This window comes from Streptomyces smaragdinus (assembly GCF_009604385.1).
GTDB classification, from domain to species: Bacteria; Actinomycetota; Actinomycetes; order Streptomycetales; family Streptomycetaceae; genus Streptomyces; species Streptomyces smaragdinus.
Genome location: NZ_WEGJ01000025.1, coordinates 20246 through 36177, shown reverse-complemented (window position 1 = coordinate 36177; position 15932 = coordinate 20246). Strand labels below are relative to the sequence as shown.

The following is a 15932-nucleotide window of genomic DNA, read 5'->3' as shown; positions in this document are numbered from 1 at the left end:
CCTGTCCCCGCCGAGCCCACGCGATGAGGATGAGCCCATGAACTCCCGCCAGCGCCGCGGCATCATCCTGGTGCTGCTGTCCGTCCTCGCCGCCCTCGGCGCCTTCGCCGGCGTCCTCGCGGTGATCGACGACGTCGAGTCGAAGGTCGGCTCCGAGACCACCGCGTACAAGCTGAAGGCGGACGTCAAGGCGTACGAGCCGCTGGAGGCCGCCCAGTTCGAGCGCACCCGGATACCCGAGCGGTGGCTGCCCGACACCGCCGTCACCGACCTCGGCGACCTGGCCGGCAAGGTCGCCACGACGACCCTGCGCAAGGGCTCCCTGCTGCAGTCCGACATGATCGCCGCCCGCCCCGAACTGAAGCCGGGACAGCAGGAGATCGCGATCATGATCGACGCGTCGACGGGCGTCGCGGGGAAGATCAGGCCCGGATCGACGGTGAACGTCTTCGCCACCTTCCAGGGCCGCAGCGACGCGGAGAAGTCCGTGTCCCGCCTGATCGTCGCCAACGCCCCCGTCATCGACGTCGGCGAGCTCGCGCCCTTCCGCCGCACCGGCGACGACGACCCCCGGCGCGACGAGGGCGACGCCGTTCCCATCACGTTCGCCCTGAACACCGCGGACGCCCAGCGCATCGCGTACGCCGAGTCGTTCGCCGCCCACGTCCGCCTCGCGCTCGTCGCCCCCGGCACGACCACCAGCGTCACCGCCGAGGACCGTACGTACACCCTGGACGAGGACGGGTGACGCCGTGAACCGCAGACCGAGTCCCGTGCGGCGAGGTGAATCCAGATGATCCGCATCCTGCCCGTCATAGGAGACCCCGACGCCGCCCGGGCGACCGTCTCCCTGCTGCACCAGCTCCCCGACTCCGACGCCCTGCCCCCCGTCGGCGACTCGGTGACCCTCCTGGACACCCTCGGCCGGCAGGCGGTCGCCGAGCTGCCGGAGGTGGTGCTCGTCCACGAGCGGATCGGTCCGGTGCCCGCGCTGGAGCTCGTACGCGAACTCGCCCTGCGCTTCCCCGCCGCAGGCGTCGTGCTGCTCACCGCCGACGTCAGCCCCGAGGGCTACTCCGCCGCCATGGACGCCGGCGCCCGCGGCGTCGCCGCCCTCCCCCTGACGTACGACGAACTCGCGGCGCGCATCCAGGCGGCGGCGGTCTGGTCCGGCGGCGTACGGCGGCATCTGGGCGCCGCCGCGCCCGGACCCGAGGGGTACGGCGGTGGTGCGGGCGGGACGCTGCTCACCGTCAGCGGGGCGAAGGGCGGCGTGGGGACGACGGTCGTGGCCGTCCAGCTCGCGCTCGCGGCGCGGGCGGCGGGGCGGGCGGTGGCGCTGGTCGACATGGATCTGCAGTCCGGTGACATCGCGTCGTACCTCGACGTGCAGTTCCGCCGGTCCATCGCCGACCTCGCCGGGATCAAGGACATCTCCCCCCGGGTCATCGGCGATGCCGTGTTCACCCACCACACCGGCCTCGGACTGCTGCTGGCCCCTGCCGAGGGGGAGCGCGGGGAGGACCTCGACGACCGGGTCGCGCGCCAGACCATCGCCGCGCTGCGCGCCCGGTACGAGCTGGTCGTCGTCGACTGCGGCAGCCAGCTGGGCGCGGCGTCCGCCGCCGCCGTCGAACTCGCCGACCTGGCGCTGCTGGTCGCCACCCCCGACGTGATCGCCGTCCGGGGCGCCAAGCGGGCGGTGCGGCTGTGGGACCGGCTGCAGATCCGCAAGGCAGAGGACACGACCGTACTGGTCAACCGTTTCACCAGGGGGACGGAGATCCAGCCGTCCATCATCGCGCGGGCGACGGGGACCCGGGTGAACCGGACGGTCGTACCGGCGGCGTTCAAGGAACTGCAGCCGTTCGTCGACGCGGGCCGGCTGCAGGACCTCGGCCCCAAATCGAGCATCCGCCAGGCCCTGTGGACGGCCGCCGGGGAGCTCGGGCTGACGTCCGCTCCCGAACCGGCGTCCGCCCCGCCCGCGCAGGAGGCCCCCGCCCTCACCCAGCCGGCCCGCCCCCAGCTCGGCCGGCCGGCCGTCGTCCCCCCGCGACCCGAGCTGCCGCCCGGCGCTCCCGACGGCCGCAGGCGGTGGCGTGACGACAGCGGGCAGATCACTGTCGAGTTCATGGGGATGATCCCCCTCATCGCCCTCGTGCTGGTGCTCGTCTGGCAGTTCGTGCTGGTCGGTTACACCTACACCCTCGCGGGGAACGCCGCCGATATGGCGGCACGCGCGGCGGCCCTCGGCCAGGACGCCGGAGCGGCGGCGAACGAGCAACTGCCCGACGGCTGGACGGCGTCTGTCGCGGTGTCCGAGACGGACGGCGTTTCGACGGCGACCGTCGACCTGAAGGTGCCCGTGCTGTTCCCCGGGGGAATCGACTTCCCGTTCACCGTGACCGGGAAGGCGGGCGCCACCGATGAGGAGAACGGGTGATCCGGGTGCGCCGTCCCCGGCGTCAGACGGACCGCGGCTCCGTCAGCATCGAACTCATCGGCTTCCTGCCGATCCTCCTGATCCTCGCGCTGGCTGGCGTCCAGCTCGGCATCGCGGCGTACGCGGCCTCCCAGGCGGGGACCGCGGCCCGCGCCGCGGCCAGGATGGGCTCCCTGGACGACCCGCCGTCCAGCCCGTCCGCCGCCGGACACGCGGCGATGAGCGGCTGGCTCGCGGACGGCGCGCAGATAGAGCCGTCCACGAGCGACGACCAGGTCCATGTGACCGTCACCGTGGAGATCCCGTCCCTCTTCCCCGGTATCGGCTTCGGCTCCGTCACGAGGGACGCCACGATGCCGCGCGGGGACGAGGGGTGATCCGATGAGCCTGCGATCCCGGCTGACCACGCCGGAACACGCCGTCGAGGGACACAGCGAGAGTTTCGTACCGACGTACCGCGCGAAGCTCCTCGAGGAGATCGACCTCGCCGAGATGTCGTCCCTCGCCCCCGCCGAGCGGCGCGCCCGGCTCGAGCGCGTCCTCGGCCACATCCTCTCCCGCGAGGGCCCCGTCCTCTCCACCGCCGAACGCGCCCAGCTCATCCGCCGCGTCGTCGACGAGGCCCTGGGCCTGGGCATCCTCGAACCACTCCTCGAGGACGCCTCCATCACCGAGATCATGGTCAACGGCCCCGACCACATCTACGTCGAACGCGCCGGCCGCGTCGAACGACTCCCCATGCGCTTCGCCTCCGACGACCAGCTGATGCAGACGATCGAACGCATCGTCTCGACCGTCAACCGCCGCGTCGACGAATCCACGCCCATGGTCGACGCCCGCCTCCCCAGCGGCGAACGCGTCAACGTGATCATCCCCCCGCTCTCCCTCACCGGCCCGATCCTCACCATCCGCCGCTTCCCCCGCTCGTACAAACTGCACGAGCTGATGGAGCTGGGCACCCTCGACGAGCACATGCTGCTGCTCCTCGCCGGCCTGGTCCGCGCCAAACTCAACGTGATCGTCTCCGGGGCCACCGGCGCCGGCAAGACGACCCTGCTCAACGCCCTCTCCGGCCTCATCCCCGAGGGCGAACGCATCATCACCGTCGAGGACGCCGCCGAACTCCAGCTCCAGCAGCCGCACGTCATCCGCCTGGAGTCCCGCCCCCCGAACGTCGAGGGCAAGGGCCACATCACCATCCGCGACCTCGTACGCAACAGCCTCCGCATGCGCCCCGACCGCATCATCGTCGGCGAGGTCCGCGGCGGCGAGACCCTCGACATGCTCCAGGCCATGTCCACCGGCCACGACGGCTCCCTGGCCACCGTGCACGCCAACACCGCCGAGGACGCCCTGATGCGGCTGCAGACCCTGGCCTCCATGTCCGACGTCGAGATCCCCTTCGAGGCCCTGCGCGACCAGATCAACAGCGCCGTCGACTGCATCGTCCAGCTGTCCCGCCACACCGACGGCACGCGCAAGATCGACGAGATCGTGATGCTGTCCTCCCGCGGCCGCGAGGTCTTCCGGCTCGCCTCCGTCTGCCGCTTCAAACCCCTCCCCGTCACCGCCGACCGCGTCGTCCGCGGCCGCTTCGACTACGCCCCGCTGCCGCGCCGCACCGGCGACCGCCTCTTCTACGCGGGCGAGCCCGTCCCCCCGGCGTTCGGCGTGGCCCCGTCGGACGCGCATCTGGATCTGCGGGAGGCGCGGTGACGGTGTCCAGCGCCGAAGGGACGGCCCGACCGTGACGTACGAGACCGCCGCCGCCGTCGCGATCGGCGCCGCCCTGCTGGCCTGCCTCCTCGCGGTGCTCGGCATCTGGGCGTACGCCTCGGGCCGCCGGCAGCGCGCCGCCCTCATCCGGCGCCTCAGCGACGACCGCGGCGCCCCGCCCGGCACCCGCCGCCGGTTCGCCGAGGTCGACCGCCGCGTCCGCCGTACGGCCCTGGGCCGCCGGCTGGAACGCCGCCTCGCGGTGACGGGCCTGGACCTCACACCGGGCGAGTTCACGGTGTACGTCGCGGCGCTCGTCGCCGGGCTGTGGATCCTGGCCGACGCGGTGTTCGCCGCGTTCTTCGGACCCATCGCCGGGCTGATCGGGGTGTGGAGCGCGTACGCCTTCCTCAACTGGCAGCGCCAGCGCCGCATCGAGGCGTTCATCAACCAGCTCCCCGACCTCTCCCGCATCCTCGCCAACGCCACCCAAGCGGGCCTCGCCCTGCGCACCGCGCTGGGCATCGCCGCCGAGGAACTCCCCGCCCCCGCCGGCGAGGAACTGTCGAAGGTCACCGACCAGCTCGCCCTCGGCATCTCCCTGGACGACGCCCTCGGCGACCTCCAGGACCGCCTTCCCTCCCGCGAACTGGTCGTCCTCGTCTCCACCCTCGTCCTGTCCAACCGCGCCGGCGGCCAGGTCGTCTCCTCCCTGCGCAACCTCACGGTCACCCTCAACGACCGCAAGGAGACCCGCCGCGAGGTCCGCACCCAGCTCGCCCAGGTCACCCTCACCGGCTACACCGTCCCGGTCATGGGCCTGGGCGCCCTGATCCTCACCGACCAGATCATCCCCGGCTCCCTCGACCGGATGAGCTCCTCCGCCCTCGGCCAGGGGGCGATCATCCTGTCGATCGCCCTGTACGCGGCGGGCATCCTGCTGATCCGCCGGCTGGCGAAGATCCATGTGTAACCGTACGAAGGGGCTCGCCCGTGTCTGACTACACGGCGCCACTGCTGGCGCTCGCCGCCGCGCTGGCGGTGTTCGGCATCCTCGCGGGCATACGCCTCTACCGCACCGAGGTGAAACTCCCCTCCGACCTCCAGCTGGCCCTGGAGGTCGGCGCCACCCGCACCACGCGTACGGGCTCCGCCCTCGACCGCCTCGGCATGCGCTTCGCCCCCCTGGTCCTGCGCCTGATGGGCCCCGCCCGCGTCGACCGCAAACGCCGCCGCATCGACATGGCGGGCAACCCCGGCGGCCTCACGCTCGACCGCTACGCGGCCCGCCGCGCGGTGTACGCGCTCCTGGGCGGCTTCGGCGCCCTGGCGATGCTCTCCCGCGGCAGCCTGGTGGGCGCCGCGGTCCTCATCGCCTTCGGCCTCTGGTGGGCGGAGGTGGGCATCTGGGCGGCGGTCCGCAAACGCCGCGAGGTCATCGAACGCACCCTCCCCGACTTCCTCGACGTCCTCGCGGTGGTCGTCTCCGCCGGCCTCGGCTTCCGCCAGGCCCTGGACCGGGTGGCGGAGAAGTACGAGGGCCCCTGGGCGGACGAACTCCGCATCACGCTCCGCCAGATGGACATGGGCGTCAGCCGCCGCCAGGCCTTCGAGGAACTCCGCCGCCGCAACGACTCGGAGCAGGTCGCGCAGTTCGTGACGGCACTCCAGCAGGGGGAGGACCTGGGGGCGCCGATCGTCGAGACGCTGATCCAGATCGCGACGGACCAGCGCCGGACGGACGCCCAGAACGCGCGGCGGCGGGCGGCTCGGGCGATTCCCAAGGCGACGTTGCTGATTACGTCGTTCATGGTGCCGGCGACGATCATTTTGCTGATCACGGCGGTGTATTTGGGGTCGGGGTCGGAGTTCGATGTGCTGACGGGGGAGTAAAGCCGACGCGAGTGCGTCAACCTGGCGATTCCCGTACGTGAGCGGTGCGTTGCACAAAGTAGCGAGTCTGTTAGTGTGACTGCCCTGCCTGACGATGCGACTGATGCCGGGGCCCTGGACTGGGCTCATTGGCATGCCCATGCCCATATGCGTATGACGGGGGAGTGCCATGACATCCGACTGGGCCGAATGGAACGAGATCAAGGCTGCCGCAGCCACCAGCAGAACCCGCCTCGACGGGGTGGCAGGCGAGGCGCCCCCGCCCGGGGCGGGCGTCCGCCTCGTGGTGACTCCGCAGATGCTGCGCACGGCGGCCGACCGGGCGTCGGAGGTGGCGGCGAGTGTCCACCGCTTCGAGACGGCCTTCGTTCCCGGCATCAGCAAGGCCGGCACCGGGATGAAGGGCTTCGCGAGCGCACCGGCCTTCACGGCCCTGGAGGAGCGCTGGCGTGACCAGACCCGCCGCCTCGTCGGCCTGTTGGCATCGGATCTGGCCCCTTCCCTGCGCCAGTCGGCGACGCTGCTGAAGCGGGGTGACATCAGCGCCCACGGCGACCTGATGCGCGTCGATCCCGGTACGCAGGGCTGAAGGGGGCGCGGAAGATGGTTACCTACCAGCATCTGACCTCGGCGGACTTCGAGCCGCTGGCGGACTCGATCACGGCATGGCAGAAGTTGCCGGATCGGTTCAAGAGCCGCGAACGCGCGCTCAGGGAGCAGGTCAAGCGCCCGCTCGCTCCTCCCGCCTGGCAGGGGGAGTCGTCCGACGCGGCGCACCACCGCATCGATGCGGTGGGCAGGGAACTGACCCTCGCCGCCGGCGAGGCGAGCGACGTGCACAGCTTGCTGCTGGACGCGCACACCGTCCTCACGGCGCTGCAGAAACAACTGAGGAACTACGTCGCCTCGCTCTCGGACGACCCGAACCTGACGGTGGACCCGTCAACAGGTCACGTCTCGTACACCCCGAAGAACACCGCCGATCTCACCCCCACGGCCCTCGGCCTCCAGGCGAAGAACTACGCCGAGTCGATCACCTCGGCAAACGCGGACATCGCGAAGATCCTCACGGCGGCCACCGAAGCGGACGACAACCTCCGCAGTGGGCTCGAACGCGACGCGAACGGCCGGGGCAAGGGCTTCAGCGACGACGGCTACAACACCCTGGGCGCGGCGGAGGCGGGCCGCGAACAGGCGGAGAAGGACGCGGCGGCGGCGACTGCCCTCGCGGGAATCCACGACCGACCCCTCACGGAGACCGAACTCCGCCGTCTGAACACCCTCATGCAACGTCACGAGGGCGACCCGGACTTCGCGGAACGCTTCGCGCTGTCGATGGGCCCGAAGCGAACGCTGGAGTTCTGGGCAAGGGCTTCGATGAGCGCCGACAAGGCCACGACGGACGAGCTGACGAAGCTGCAGAAGTCCTTCGGCGTCACCCTGGCCACGGCCACACAGTCGAACACCCCGGCGATGGAGCGCTGGGAACGTGACATGACAGCCCTGGGCAAGGAACGCATCAGCCTCCAGGGCGCCAAGGTTCCCGGAACGCTGCCTCCGGGTCCGTACGGATTCCAGGTCATGAGCAGCCTCATGCGAAACGGCCGCTACGAATCGGACTTCCTCCAGGACTACGGCAAGGAACTGCTCAAGTTCGAGCGCGCCTCGGCGGACAAGGGCATCACACCGGAAAACCTCTGGCGCACCCCCGCGGGTCCTGGCGACCGCCTCACCTTCGGCATCCACGACACGGGAACGGACCCCATGTCGGGCTACCTCGAAGCCCTGGGCCAAGACCCGACGGCCGCAACGGCGATGTTCGACGACGGCTCGTCCTCGGATCCGGACCTGAAGTACCTCCTCGAGGACCGCAAGTGGCCGGTCGACTGGACGGGGGGCGGCGATCCCCGGGGGATGGGCCACGACGAACTCGGGCACGCGCTGGAGGCCGCGACGCTCGGGGTGCCTCATGGCGAGGTGGGGCTGGAGAGGACGGCGGAGGGGGCGCGGGTTATGACGCAGGTGGTGAAGGCGGTTGCGGTAGATGACGAGTTCCTTGGGTCGCGACCCGGAATGAACGATTCAATCGCCCGTATGAGTGCGGGTTATATCGACGACTTCAACTGGGCTTTGGCTGACCGGGGTGGAAACAGTGATCACATGGACAAGGACCTCATGTTTGGACACGAGGGTCTTGCGCATCTGCAAGTGAATGGTGATACGGCGCAGAGGTTCCTCAAAATCGTGGCGGAGGACGAGGTAGGTCACGCGACACTGACCGCTTCCCAGAGCGCATTCACCCATAACGCAATGCTCGGCCATCTTGATGATCACGAGATGGCCAAGCGGATTATGACCACTGGTTCCTACATGCACGGATACATGGATGAATCGCGAATCGCGGAGGTCAAGGAAACCTACGCGGGTCAGGCGGAACGGATCAATGCCGAGATTGCCGAGACCGCGGCCTGGAAGAAGTACGGCACCAGCCAGGTCATCGGTGTGGGGGCTGGATTCGTTGCCGGCGCGGCTGCGGGGCCGGGTGCCGGAGTAGTGGTGGCGACAGCCGTTCCGATGGCCATTGAGGCGGGCGCTGGAGCACTGGACCAGTTCGTGGGCGCAAAGATCGACGAGTCAGTTCCGCCCGTCGATTTCTCGCAGGAAGCTTCGCTGTATACGCAAGGCCGTCTGTCCGCGGGACTCGATGCGGCAAAAGATCCTGCTCTTTGGTATGCCGACGCCGGTGGCTATTCCGACGAGGCAACGGGCGAACTGGTCGACGCCGCGGCGAACTGCTACGAGCACGGGGCTGGTGCTGTTGACCGCATCAACATTCAGTGAGAGTGAAGGGGTGTGCGGGCGCATGATGCCGTCGGGTGTGTACTGGAGGCGACTTATGGTGTCGCTCGCTGCAGTGGGTGTTCTGTCCCTGGCTTCGTGCCTGTTCGAGAGCGGTGTGTCAGCCAGTGAGGTGTGTGGTGGTGTGCCGGAACGTACGGCGGATGCGGTGGCTGAGTTGGCAGGGGATGACCGGTTTGACGAAGAATCGGTCGGGGACTTTCCTGATGCGGCGACTCGATTGAAGAAGGCGGTGATCAGTGGGTCCCCTGCCGGAGCGCGTACTGTATGTATTGTTCGTCCGCTCGACCCTGACAGATCTCGGGATGCGGGATACATGGCGCGCACGTTCATTAAGATCGCGGTGCTGTCCGAATTGCCTCACGATCCGAACGAAGGCGTCCCGAGCGATTTCTACTTTCAGCGTTATCGCTATGGTCTCAGGGCCGATGGGGACGGATTCTCGAGCAAGCTCTATTTCCGGTGTGCTCCCTCGCGCGGGGTGAAGGCTGATGGCGCGGTGATTGAGGTGGAGGCCGACACCCCGTTCGTGAAGAGGGGAGGAAGGGCGGGTGACGATTCCCCCACTTATCGCATGGCCCTCCTCCGAGCCGTAGCCCACAAACTCGCCACCGGCCTCGACTGCGCGTCCAGCGCCAACATCCCGGCAACCGACCAGCCGTACATCAACCAGGCGAAATACGACTGACCCCCAACACAGGAGCCCGCGTCCCCTACTCACCCCCATAAACCCGCTCCAAGTCCACCAACACCACCTCCCCCCGCCCCTCGGCCGCCCGCAGGGCCGGGGTGAAGCCCACGCCGCTGTAGCACGCCGGCAGTGCGTGGACCGTGTCGATGCCCCGGGCCGTGAGCAGGCCCAGGATGTGGTGCAGGCGGGCCAGGTCGGGGAGGTCCATGAGGCGGCCCCATGTGACCTCCCCGACCGACAGAAGGACCCCCGTGTCCTGGCCGACCGCCCCGTGCACCACCACGTCCACCTCGTGCGAGGTGCGCGCCTCGGGATCAGCCACCGTCCCCGCCGCCGCCCGTACCGGCATCCCGCCGAACGTGGCGGGGTCCGCGTGATCCAGCACCCACTCCCTGCACAGGTGCTCGAAATGCGGCCCGACCACCTTGCTCAGGAACGTGTCCTGGCTGCGCGCCCACGCGGCTGACGTGCGCCGCCGGTCGAAGGCCGCCTGCTCGGGCCGTACGACCGCGTGGTGGAAGGCGATCAACGGCTCCGCGACGCGATAGCGGGGCCGGTTGCGCCGGAACACGTCGTCCTCCACCGCGATCAGCCCGCAGTTCCGCAGCACGGTGAGCGGCAGGGCCGCATCAGTGCGTGGCCGCCCCAGGTAGTTGGCGATCCCGCCGGACGTCTCGTTCCCCTGGGCCACGGCGGCGAGGACCGAGTGGTACAGGGACCGGTCCCGGAGCTCGCTCTCGGCCGCCAGCAGGAACGGCGCTTCGCCGTAGATCGCGCTCGCCGGATTCAGGACGCTCCGGCACATCCACGCGTCGAAGTCGGCGAAACCTTCGGGCGTGTCGCCCGCGACGAACTCGTTCCGGTACGCGGGCGTGCCGCCCACGACGGCATGGGTGAGCACCGCGAGCCGCGGATCCCCGATGCCCCAGAACGCCGCGGCCTGCCGATAGGGCAGGGACTGGACGACGAGGTTCAGGCCGGCCCGCCCGCACAGCGGAGACGTTCCGGACAGCAGGCCGCCCATGAAGGACAGCGCGCTGCCGCACAGCAGCAGCCGTGGGGAGCGGGTGAGATGACGCGGGGTCCGGGTGCCGATGGCCGCCTGGAGGGCGGACGGCAGCGAGTCGTCCGCCCGGGCCAGATAGGGGAACTCGTCCAGGACCACGACCGTCGGCGTTTCCCGGCCCAGGTCAAAGAGCAGATCGACGGCTTCGGCCCAGTTACCCGGCCGGTCCGGGACCGAGCGGCCCGCGTAGTCGGCCACCGCCCGTCCCAGCATCGCGAGGGACTCGGAGCGTGAGGCCTCAAGCGCCTGGAAGTAGAAGCCGCCGGTCGCCTCGGCCAGGGAGTCGAGCAGGAAGCTCTTGCCCTGTCGCCGCCGGCCGGAGACCACACCCAGGGAGGGGCCGGGTTGTGGGTTCCCCGCGAAGGCGGTGAGCTCGCTCCACTCGACGTTACGGTCGAACATGCCGTCGGGTTTGGGTACGGGCCTGCGCGGGCGTCGGGCCACGACGGGCTCCCAGGTATGTCGGGGTGCAGCTGGTGGAGGTATACCTCGACATAACCGAAAGAAGCCCGGGATCGGTTACGGCAGACGTCGGATCAGCGGCCCAGAACCCCCGCCTCCACCCCCGGATCCAACCCCACCACCGGCCGGTCCCCCCGCTGCGGTGCCGTCCCGCCGATCGACGTCAGCCACGCCCACGTGTCCCGTACCGTCTCCGTCACCGGACGGCACCGCAGCCCCGCGGCCTGGGCGCGCGCAGTGTCCGACGTCATCAGCGCGTCGTAGTCCTCCCCCGGCGGCAGCCACGCCGGCAGCTGGAGCCACGGCTCGATCCCCGCCGCCAGAATCACCTCGGCGTCGGTCCACCGCAGCCGCGCACCCGACGGGTTGACCGCTGCGACACACGCCTCCAGCAGCTCCCCCGTCGAGGCGAACCCCCGCGGACACACCACGTCGTACGGCCCCGACCGCTCGTCCCGCAGCGCGTCCAGCGTGAACGCCGCCAGGTCGCGGGCGTCGACGTACTGCAGCCCCTGCTCCCGCGGCCCCGGCGCCAGCACGTCGCCCCCGCGGGCGATTCGCGTCAGCCACCACGGCAGCCGGCCGATGTTCTCGTACGGACCCAGCACCAGCCCCGCCCGCAACAGCAGCGTCCGCGCAGCCCCGAAGGAGTCCAGCGCCGCCAGCTCGCCGCCCCGCTTGGCCTGCGCGTACTCCACGTCCCCCGCGTCGGGGTCGCCGTCGACCACCGCCCGGGTCTCGTCGCCGCCCGGTGCCGCCGGGTACGCGTACACCGAACGCGACGATACGTACGCGTACCGCCCGGCGCGCGGGGCGAGGAGCCGCGCGCTGTCCCGTACGACCGAGGGCGCCGCCGACCAGGTGTCGACCACCGCGTCCCATTCCTCCGGACCCGAGGGCGACGACAGCGCCGCCAGCCCGTCCGCCGCCGTCCGGTCGCCGTGCAGTGCCCGGACCCCCGCCGGCGCCGGGCCGGTCCCGCGATGGAAGACCGTCACCTCCCAGCCGCGTGCCACGGCGTCCTCGGCGATCGCACGGCCGACGAAATCTGTTCCACCAAGTATGAGCAGTCGCATGCGCCGAGTCTGCGTCCCCGCAAGCCTCCGTGGCCAGGGCGTCTGCTGACGGCAGAGCCCCCGTACGGAATGTGGATCGCGTCACGTCAACCACCCGGGACAGCCCCCGACTTACCTCCCTGGCCAGCGACAACACGGCTACCGAAGGGTAACTCGCCCCAGTCGCCGGTTATGCGCCCCCAACGGCGGTTTGTTCTACTGCGGTGTGGACCTCACAACCAATCCCTGGGCCGCCGCCGGCCTCGACCCCCTCGCCGGGCGCGTGCTGGAGTACCTGGTGACCGTCCCGTCCGCCGACGTCACCGAGACGGCCGCGGCCGTCGGCGCGACGCAGGCCGAAGCACGCACCGCCCTGCGCCTCCTCGCCGACGCCTCCCTCGCCCTGCGCACCGACGGCGACGAACCCCGCTGGGCCGCCGGCCCGCCCCGCTCCTCCCTCGGCGCCGTCCTCGGCCGCCGCCGCGCCGAACTGGCCCGCGCGGAGGGGCTCGTCGAACGGCTGCAGGACATGTACGAAACCGTTTCCGCGCCCCGCACCGCCCGCCTGGTGGAGGTGCTGGAGCGCGAGGAGGAGGTGGCGGTCCGCTACGCCCAGCTGCTGAAGGCCACGTCGACGGAGCTCCTGCATCTGGCCAAGCCGCCGTACGTGACCGGCCCGCACGGGCCCGCCGACGGATTCCCGGTGCCGGACGGGCTGCGGATGCGGTCGGTGTACGAGACGGACGGCTTCACGAACCCCCTGTCCCTCGTCACCGCCGAACGCGGCATGGTCCTGGGCGGGGAACTGCGGCTGGCGTCCCGGCTGCCCATGAAGCTGGTGGTTTTCGACCGGACGGCCGCCCTGCTGCCGATGTCCGTGGACCGTCCGGCGGCCGGTTCGCTCGTGGTGCACTCGCCGGCGCTGGTGACTTCCCTGGTAGCGCTGTTCGAGAGCCTGTGGGAGGCCGCCGAGCCCGTGTGCGGCGGCGAGGACGAGGGGCCGGGGCGGCGGACCCGGGAGATCCTGCGTCTGATGGCGACCGGGATGAAGGACGAGACCATCGCCCGCGTGCTCAAGGTGAGCCGCCGCACCGTGCAGAAGCACGTCAGCGACGCGGGCACCCTCCTCGGGGCCAAGACCCGCTTCCAGATCGCGCTGCTCGCGGCGGAACGGGGCTGGCTGAAGGACGCGTGACAGGGGGCGGTGTCCCGTACCGACGGACACCGCCCCCTCAGCGAAAGAGGCTCAGAAGCTCATGCTCCAGCCCTGCAGCTCACCCTCGTCCATGTCGAAGATCCCCGGCGTCCCGTCGAACACCCGCAGCTTCCACGTCCCCACCGCGGAGACCGCCGAGGCGTCGACCGTGTATGTCGCGTGCAGGTCGGGCCCGAGCACCCACGGCCCCCAGGGCTTGACGGGCACGACCGTGCCGTCGGGGGCGACCAGGTCGATCACCATGGCGAGGCCGAACGGGTGCGTGATGTCGACCGTGACCTTCAGATCACTCGGCGCGCTGCCCGGCCTCCCCCGTACGACCATCGGCGACTCGACCGTGCCGTGCTCGGGGATCACGAAGTGCGTGGGGTTGGTGAAGTAGTGCCCGCCGGACTCCACGACGGTCCAGGTGAACGCGAGGGTACGGGTGTCACCTTCGCCGTTCGTGATGGTGATCGCCGTGTCGTACTCCCCGGCCTTGTCCGGCGTCCCGCTGATCAGCCCGCTGGCCGGGTCGATCGACAGGCCCCGCGGCAGCGACCTCGCGCTGTACGCCAGCGCGCCCGGCCGCGTGCTGGACGCGACGATCCGCCGGCTCACCGGCTGGCCCGTGGCCACCGGCTCCGTTGCCGGACGCTCGACGCCGATGTGGTTGACGTACCCGATCCCGAGGTTGACGCCCGCCCAGGCGTTGGCCACGGCCTCGTAGCCGTCGCTCTGCGCGCCGTACAGATCGGCCGCCGCCCGCAGCGTCGCCGTGCGGGCGCCCGGGTAGTCGGTGGTGCTCGTCATGTAGACCGTGAGCGCGCGGTACATCACGTCGGTGGCGCTCGTCAGGCCGATGCCCGTGACGGGCAGGCCGTCGTACGTGGGGGAGTCGTAGGCGACGCCGTTGATCGTCTTCTTGCCGCTGCCCTCGGCGAGCAGGTAGAAGAAGTGGGCGCCGACGCCGGCCGCCATGTGCGCCTCGGCGTTCTTGGTCTCCGGCGACCAGTAGTCCAGCGGCGCGTAGCCGACGGCGCTGATCCCGGCCTTCGAGGGCTCGTCCATGTAGCGGATGGGCTTGCCGTCGCCGTGCAGGTCGTCCAGCTCGGCCATCAGGTAGTCGGGGACGTCGGCCGGGTTGTCGGCGTGGAACTCGACGGCGGCGGCCATCATGTCGCTGATCGCCTCGTTGAGGGCCGGGGACTCGCCGAAGTCGCCGAGCCCGGCGGTCGCGGAGGTGACGCCGTGCGCCATCTCGTGCGCGGCTATGTCCAGCGACGTCACGGGGTGCTTGCCGTCGGCGCCGTCGCCGTAGCTCATGCAGAAGCAGCCGTCCTGCCAGTTGGCGTTGGCCAGCGGGACCCCGGGCGTCGCCTGGTAGTGGACGCGGGAGTAGCTGCCGCGGCCGTCGTCGGCTATGCCGTTGCGGCCGAAGCGGTCGTGGTAGAAGTCCCAGGTCGTCTGGGCCCCGTACGCCGCGTCGACCGCCGCCGTCTGCGGGTCGGCGGCCGTGCCGTCGCCCCAGACGTCGTCGGTGTCGGTGAACAGCACACCGGCGGACGTGGCCGTCGCGTCGAGCGTGCGGTGACCGCCGCGCTGCGGGTCGACGAGTTCGTACGAGCCGTCGTCGCGGCGCGTGGAGCCGATCGTCACGGTGCCGCTGTACAGGCTGCGGCCCTCGGCGGAGCGGATGTGCTCGGCGTTCGCCAGGACGGTCTCGCTCGCGGCGTCGGTCACGACGTGCCGCTCGCTGGGCGAGCCGTCCTTCTGGACGCCGGTGACGACCGTCTGCCAGGCGAGCCGTGCCTTGCCGCCGGCCGTCCAGACGACCAGGCGGGGGGCCTTGCCGGCCTTCGCCTTGCGGGTGCCCTGGTCGGCGGCCTTGCCGAGGGCGGTCTTCTTCGCGGTGGCGGCGGGGACTTCGGCCGTCGTGGTGGGGACGGCGGGGGCCGTCTGGGACGCGTAGGTGACGGTGCGGCCGGCGGGGCCCTCGTGGACGACCAGGTCGCCGCCGATCACGGGGAGTCCGGCGTAGGTGCGGTCGTAGCGGGTGTGGACGGTGCCGTCCGCGTCCAGGACCACGTCCTTGGGGATCAGCTTCTCGTGGGCGCCCAGCTTCAGGGTGCGGGCGGTGGCGGGTGCCTTGTCGGCCTTCTCCGCGAGGAGCTGCTTGCGGTGGGCGGGGGTGATGCTCGTGGCCTGGTGGGCGGGGTTGGCTTTGACCCGGAGCTGCGCGGTGGGGGCCGCGGTGTCCGGGCCGGTGCCGGCCGTGGCGGGGAGTGCGGACAGGGTGAGGGCTGCGGCCGTGAGGGCCACGGTCACGGCCAGGCGTTGCCGGTGCGGGCGCCGGGGGGCGGCGCTGCTGGTCGGGGAATTCACGGGGCTGGATTCCTTCCGTTCGGCGGTCCGTCCGGGCCGGCGGGCGCGATTCGGGGGACACGTCGCGCCCGCCGGCCGGTGCGCCCGCTCGGGGCGCACAGGAACCTTCGCCGCCACGTGATCACCGTGACAAGAAGATCGCGGAGGGAAGAAAGCGCAGCTGC

At 70.9% G+C, this 15932-nt stretch carries 13 protein-coding genes; 10 read left to right on the top strand and 3 right to left on the bottom strand.

Annotated elements, in window-relative coordinates:
* Positions 1-37: 37 nt before the first annotated feature.
* The 9 genes from cpaB (at position 38) to SRB5_RS25015 (ending at position 9602) form a co-directional block, all read left to right on the top strand.
* Complete coding sequence (gene cpaB, locus SRB5_RS25055; RefSeq protein WP_153455677.1) at positions 38-748, top strand: Flp pilus assembly protein CpaB; 711 nt, start codon at positions 38-40, stop codon at positions 746-748.
* A gap of 45 nt (positions 749-793) precedes the next feature.
* The gene (locus tag SRB5_RS25050) at positions 794-2446 is read left to right on the top strand and encodes an AAA family ATPase (RefSeq protein ID WP_153455676.1); all 1653 of its coding nucleotides are present in this window, start codon (positions 794-796) and stop codon (positions 2444-2446) included.
* On the top strand, positions 2443-2823 hold the full coding sequence (locus SRB5_RS25045; protein WP_323378428.1) for a TadE/TadG family type IV pilus assembly protein: 381 nt from the start codon (positions 2443-2445) through the stop codon (positions 2821-2823). The genes SRB5_RS25050 and SRB5_RS25045 overlap by 4 nt, the downstream gene beginning before the upstream one ends.
* Before the next feature lie 4 nt (positions 2824-2827).
* Positions 2828-4162: a CpaF family protein gene (locus SRB5_RS25040; RefSeq protein WP_153455675.1), complete on the top strand. Its 1335-nt coding sequence runs from the start codon at positions 2828-2830 to the stop codon at positions 4160-4162.
* A gap of 31 nt (positions 4163-4193) precedes the next feature.
* The gene (locus SRB5_RS25035) at positions 4194-5135 is read left to right on the top strand and encodes a type II secretion system F family protein (protein WP_323378427.1); all 942 of its coding nucleotides are present in this window, start codon (positions 4194-4196) and stop codon (positions 5133-5135) included.
* A gap of 20 nt (positions 5136-5155) precedes the next feature.
* On the top strand, positions 5156-6055 hold the full coding sequence (locus tag SRB5_RS25030) for a DUF5936 domain-containing protein (protein WP_323378426.1): 900 nt from the start codon (positions 5156-5158) through the stop codon (positions 6053-6055).
* Positions 6056-6224: 169 nt separating this feature from the next.
* On the top strand, positions 6225-6644 hold the full coding sequence (locus SRB5_RS25025) for a type VII secretion target (protein WP_153455674.1): 420 nt from the start codon (positions 6225-6227) through the stop codon (positions 6642-6644).
* 14 nt (positions 6645-6658) lie between these two features.
* Positions 6659-8896, top strand: a complete 2238-nt coding sequence (locus SRB5_RS25020; RefSeq protein WP_153455673.1) for a hypothetical protein — start codon at positions 6659-6661, stop codon at positions 8894-8896.
* Positions 8897-8951: 55 nt separating this feature from the next.
* Entirely contained in the window at positions 8952-9602 is a 651-nt protein-coding gene (locus SRB5_RS25015) for a hypothetical protein (RefSeq protein WP_153455672.1), read from the top strand.
* 25 nt (positions 9603-9627) lie between these two features.
* Here SRB5_RS25015 and SRB5_RS25010 read toward each other — a convergent pair whose 3' ends face one another.
* A complete protein-coding gene (locus tag SRB5_RS25010) occupies positions 9628-11073 on the bottom strand; it encodes an AAA family ATPase (protein ID WP_153455671.1) in 1446 nt (481 codons plus the stop codon).
* A 134-nt stretch (positions 11074-11207) separates the two neighbouring features.
* The gene (locus tag SRB5_RS25005) at positions 11208-12209 is read right to left on the bottom strand and encodes an NAD-dependent epimerase/dehydratase family protein (RefSeq protein WP_153455670.1); all 1002 of its coding nucleotides are present in this window, start codon (positions 12207-12209) and stop codon (positions 11208-11210) included.
* Positions 12210-12414: 205 nt separating this feature from the next.
* Between SRB5_RS25005 and SRB5_RS25000 the strand changes: the two genes are divergently transcribed.
* Positions 12415-13383, top strand: a complete 969-nt coding sequence (locus SRB5_RS25000; RefSeq protein WP_323378424.1) for a helix-turn-helix transcriptional regulator — start codon at positions 12415-12417, stop codon at positions 13381-13383.
* A gap of 51 nt (positions 13384-13434) precedes the next feature.
* Here the strand turns inward: SRB5_RS25000 and SRB5_RS24995 are convergent, their stop codons facing one another.
* Positions 13435-15768: a M4 family metallopeptidase gene (locus SRB5_RS24995; protein WP_323378423.1), complete on the bottom strand. Its 2334-nt coding sequence runs from the start codon at positions 15766-15768 to the stop codon at positions 13435-13437.
* Between the last annotated feature and the right edge of the window lie 164 nt (positions 15769-15932).

Coding starts and splice junctions, on each gene's coding strand:
- SRB5_RS25010 (WP_153455671.1), bottom strand. CDS start 11,073: ATGTTCGACCGTAACGTCGAGTGGAGCGAGCTCACCGCCTTCGCGGGG.
- SRB5_RS25040 (WP_153455675.1), top strand. CDS start 2,828: ATGAGCCTGCGATCCCGGCTGACCACGCCGGAACACGCCGTCGAGGGA.
- SRB5_RS25005 (WP_153455670.1), bottom strand. CDS start 12,209: ATGCGACTGCTCATACTTGGTGGAACAGATTTCGTCGGCCGTGCGATC.
- cpaB (WP_153455677.1), top strand. CDS start 38: ATGAACTCCCGCCAGCGCCGCGGCATCATCCTGGTGCTGCTGTCCGTC.
- SRB5_RS25050 (WP_153455676.1), top strand. CDS start 794: ATGATCCGCATCCTGCCCGTCATAGGAGACCCCGACGCCGCCCGGGCG.
- SRB5_RS25025 (WP_153455674.1), top strand. CDS start 6,225: ATGACATCCGACTGGGCCGAATGGAACGAGATCAAGGCTGCCGCAGCC.
- SRB5_RS25020 (WP_153455673.1), top strand. CDS start 6,659: ATGGTTACCTACCAGCATCTGACCTCGGCGGACTTCGAGCCGCTGGCG.
- SRB5_RS25015 (WP_153455672.1), top strand. CDS start 8,952: ATGGTGTCGCTCGCTGCAGTGGGTGTTCTGTCCCTGGCTTCGTGCCTG.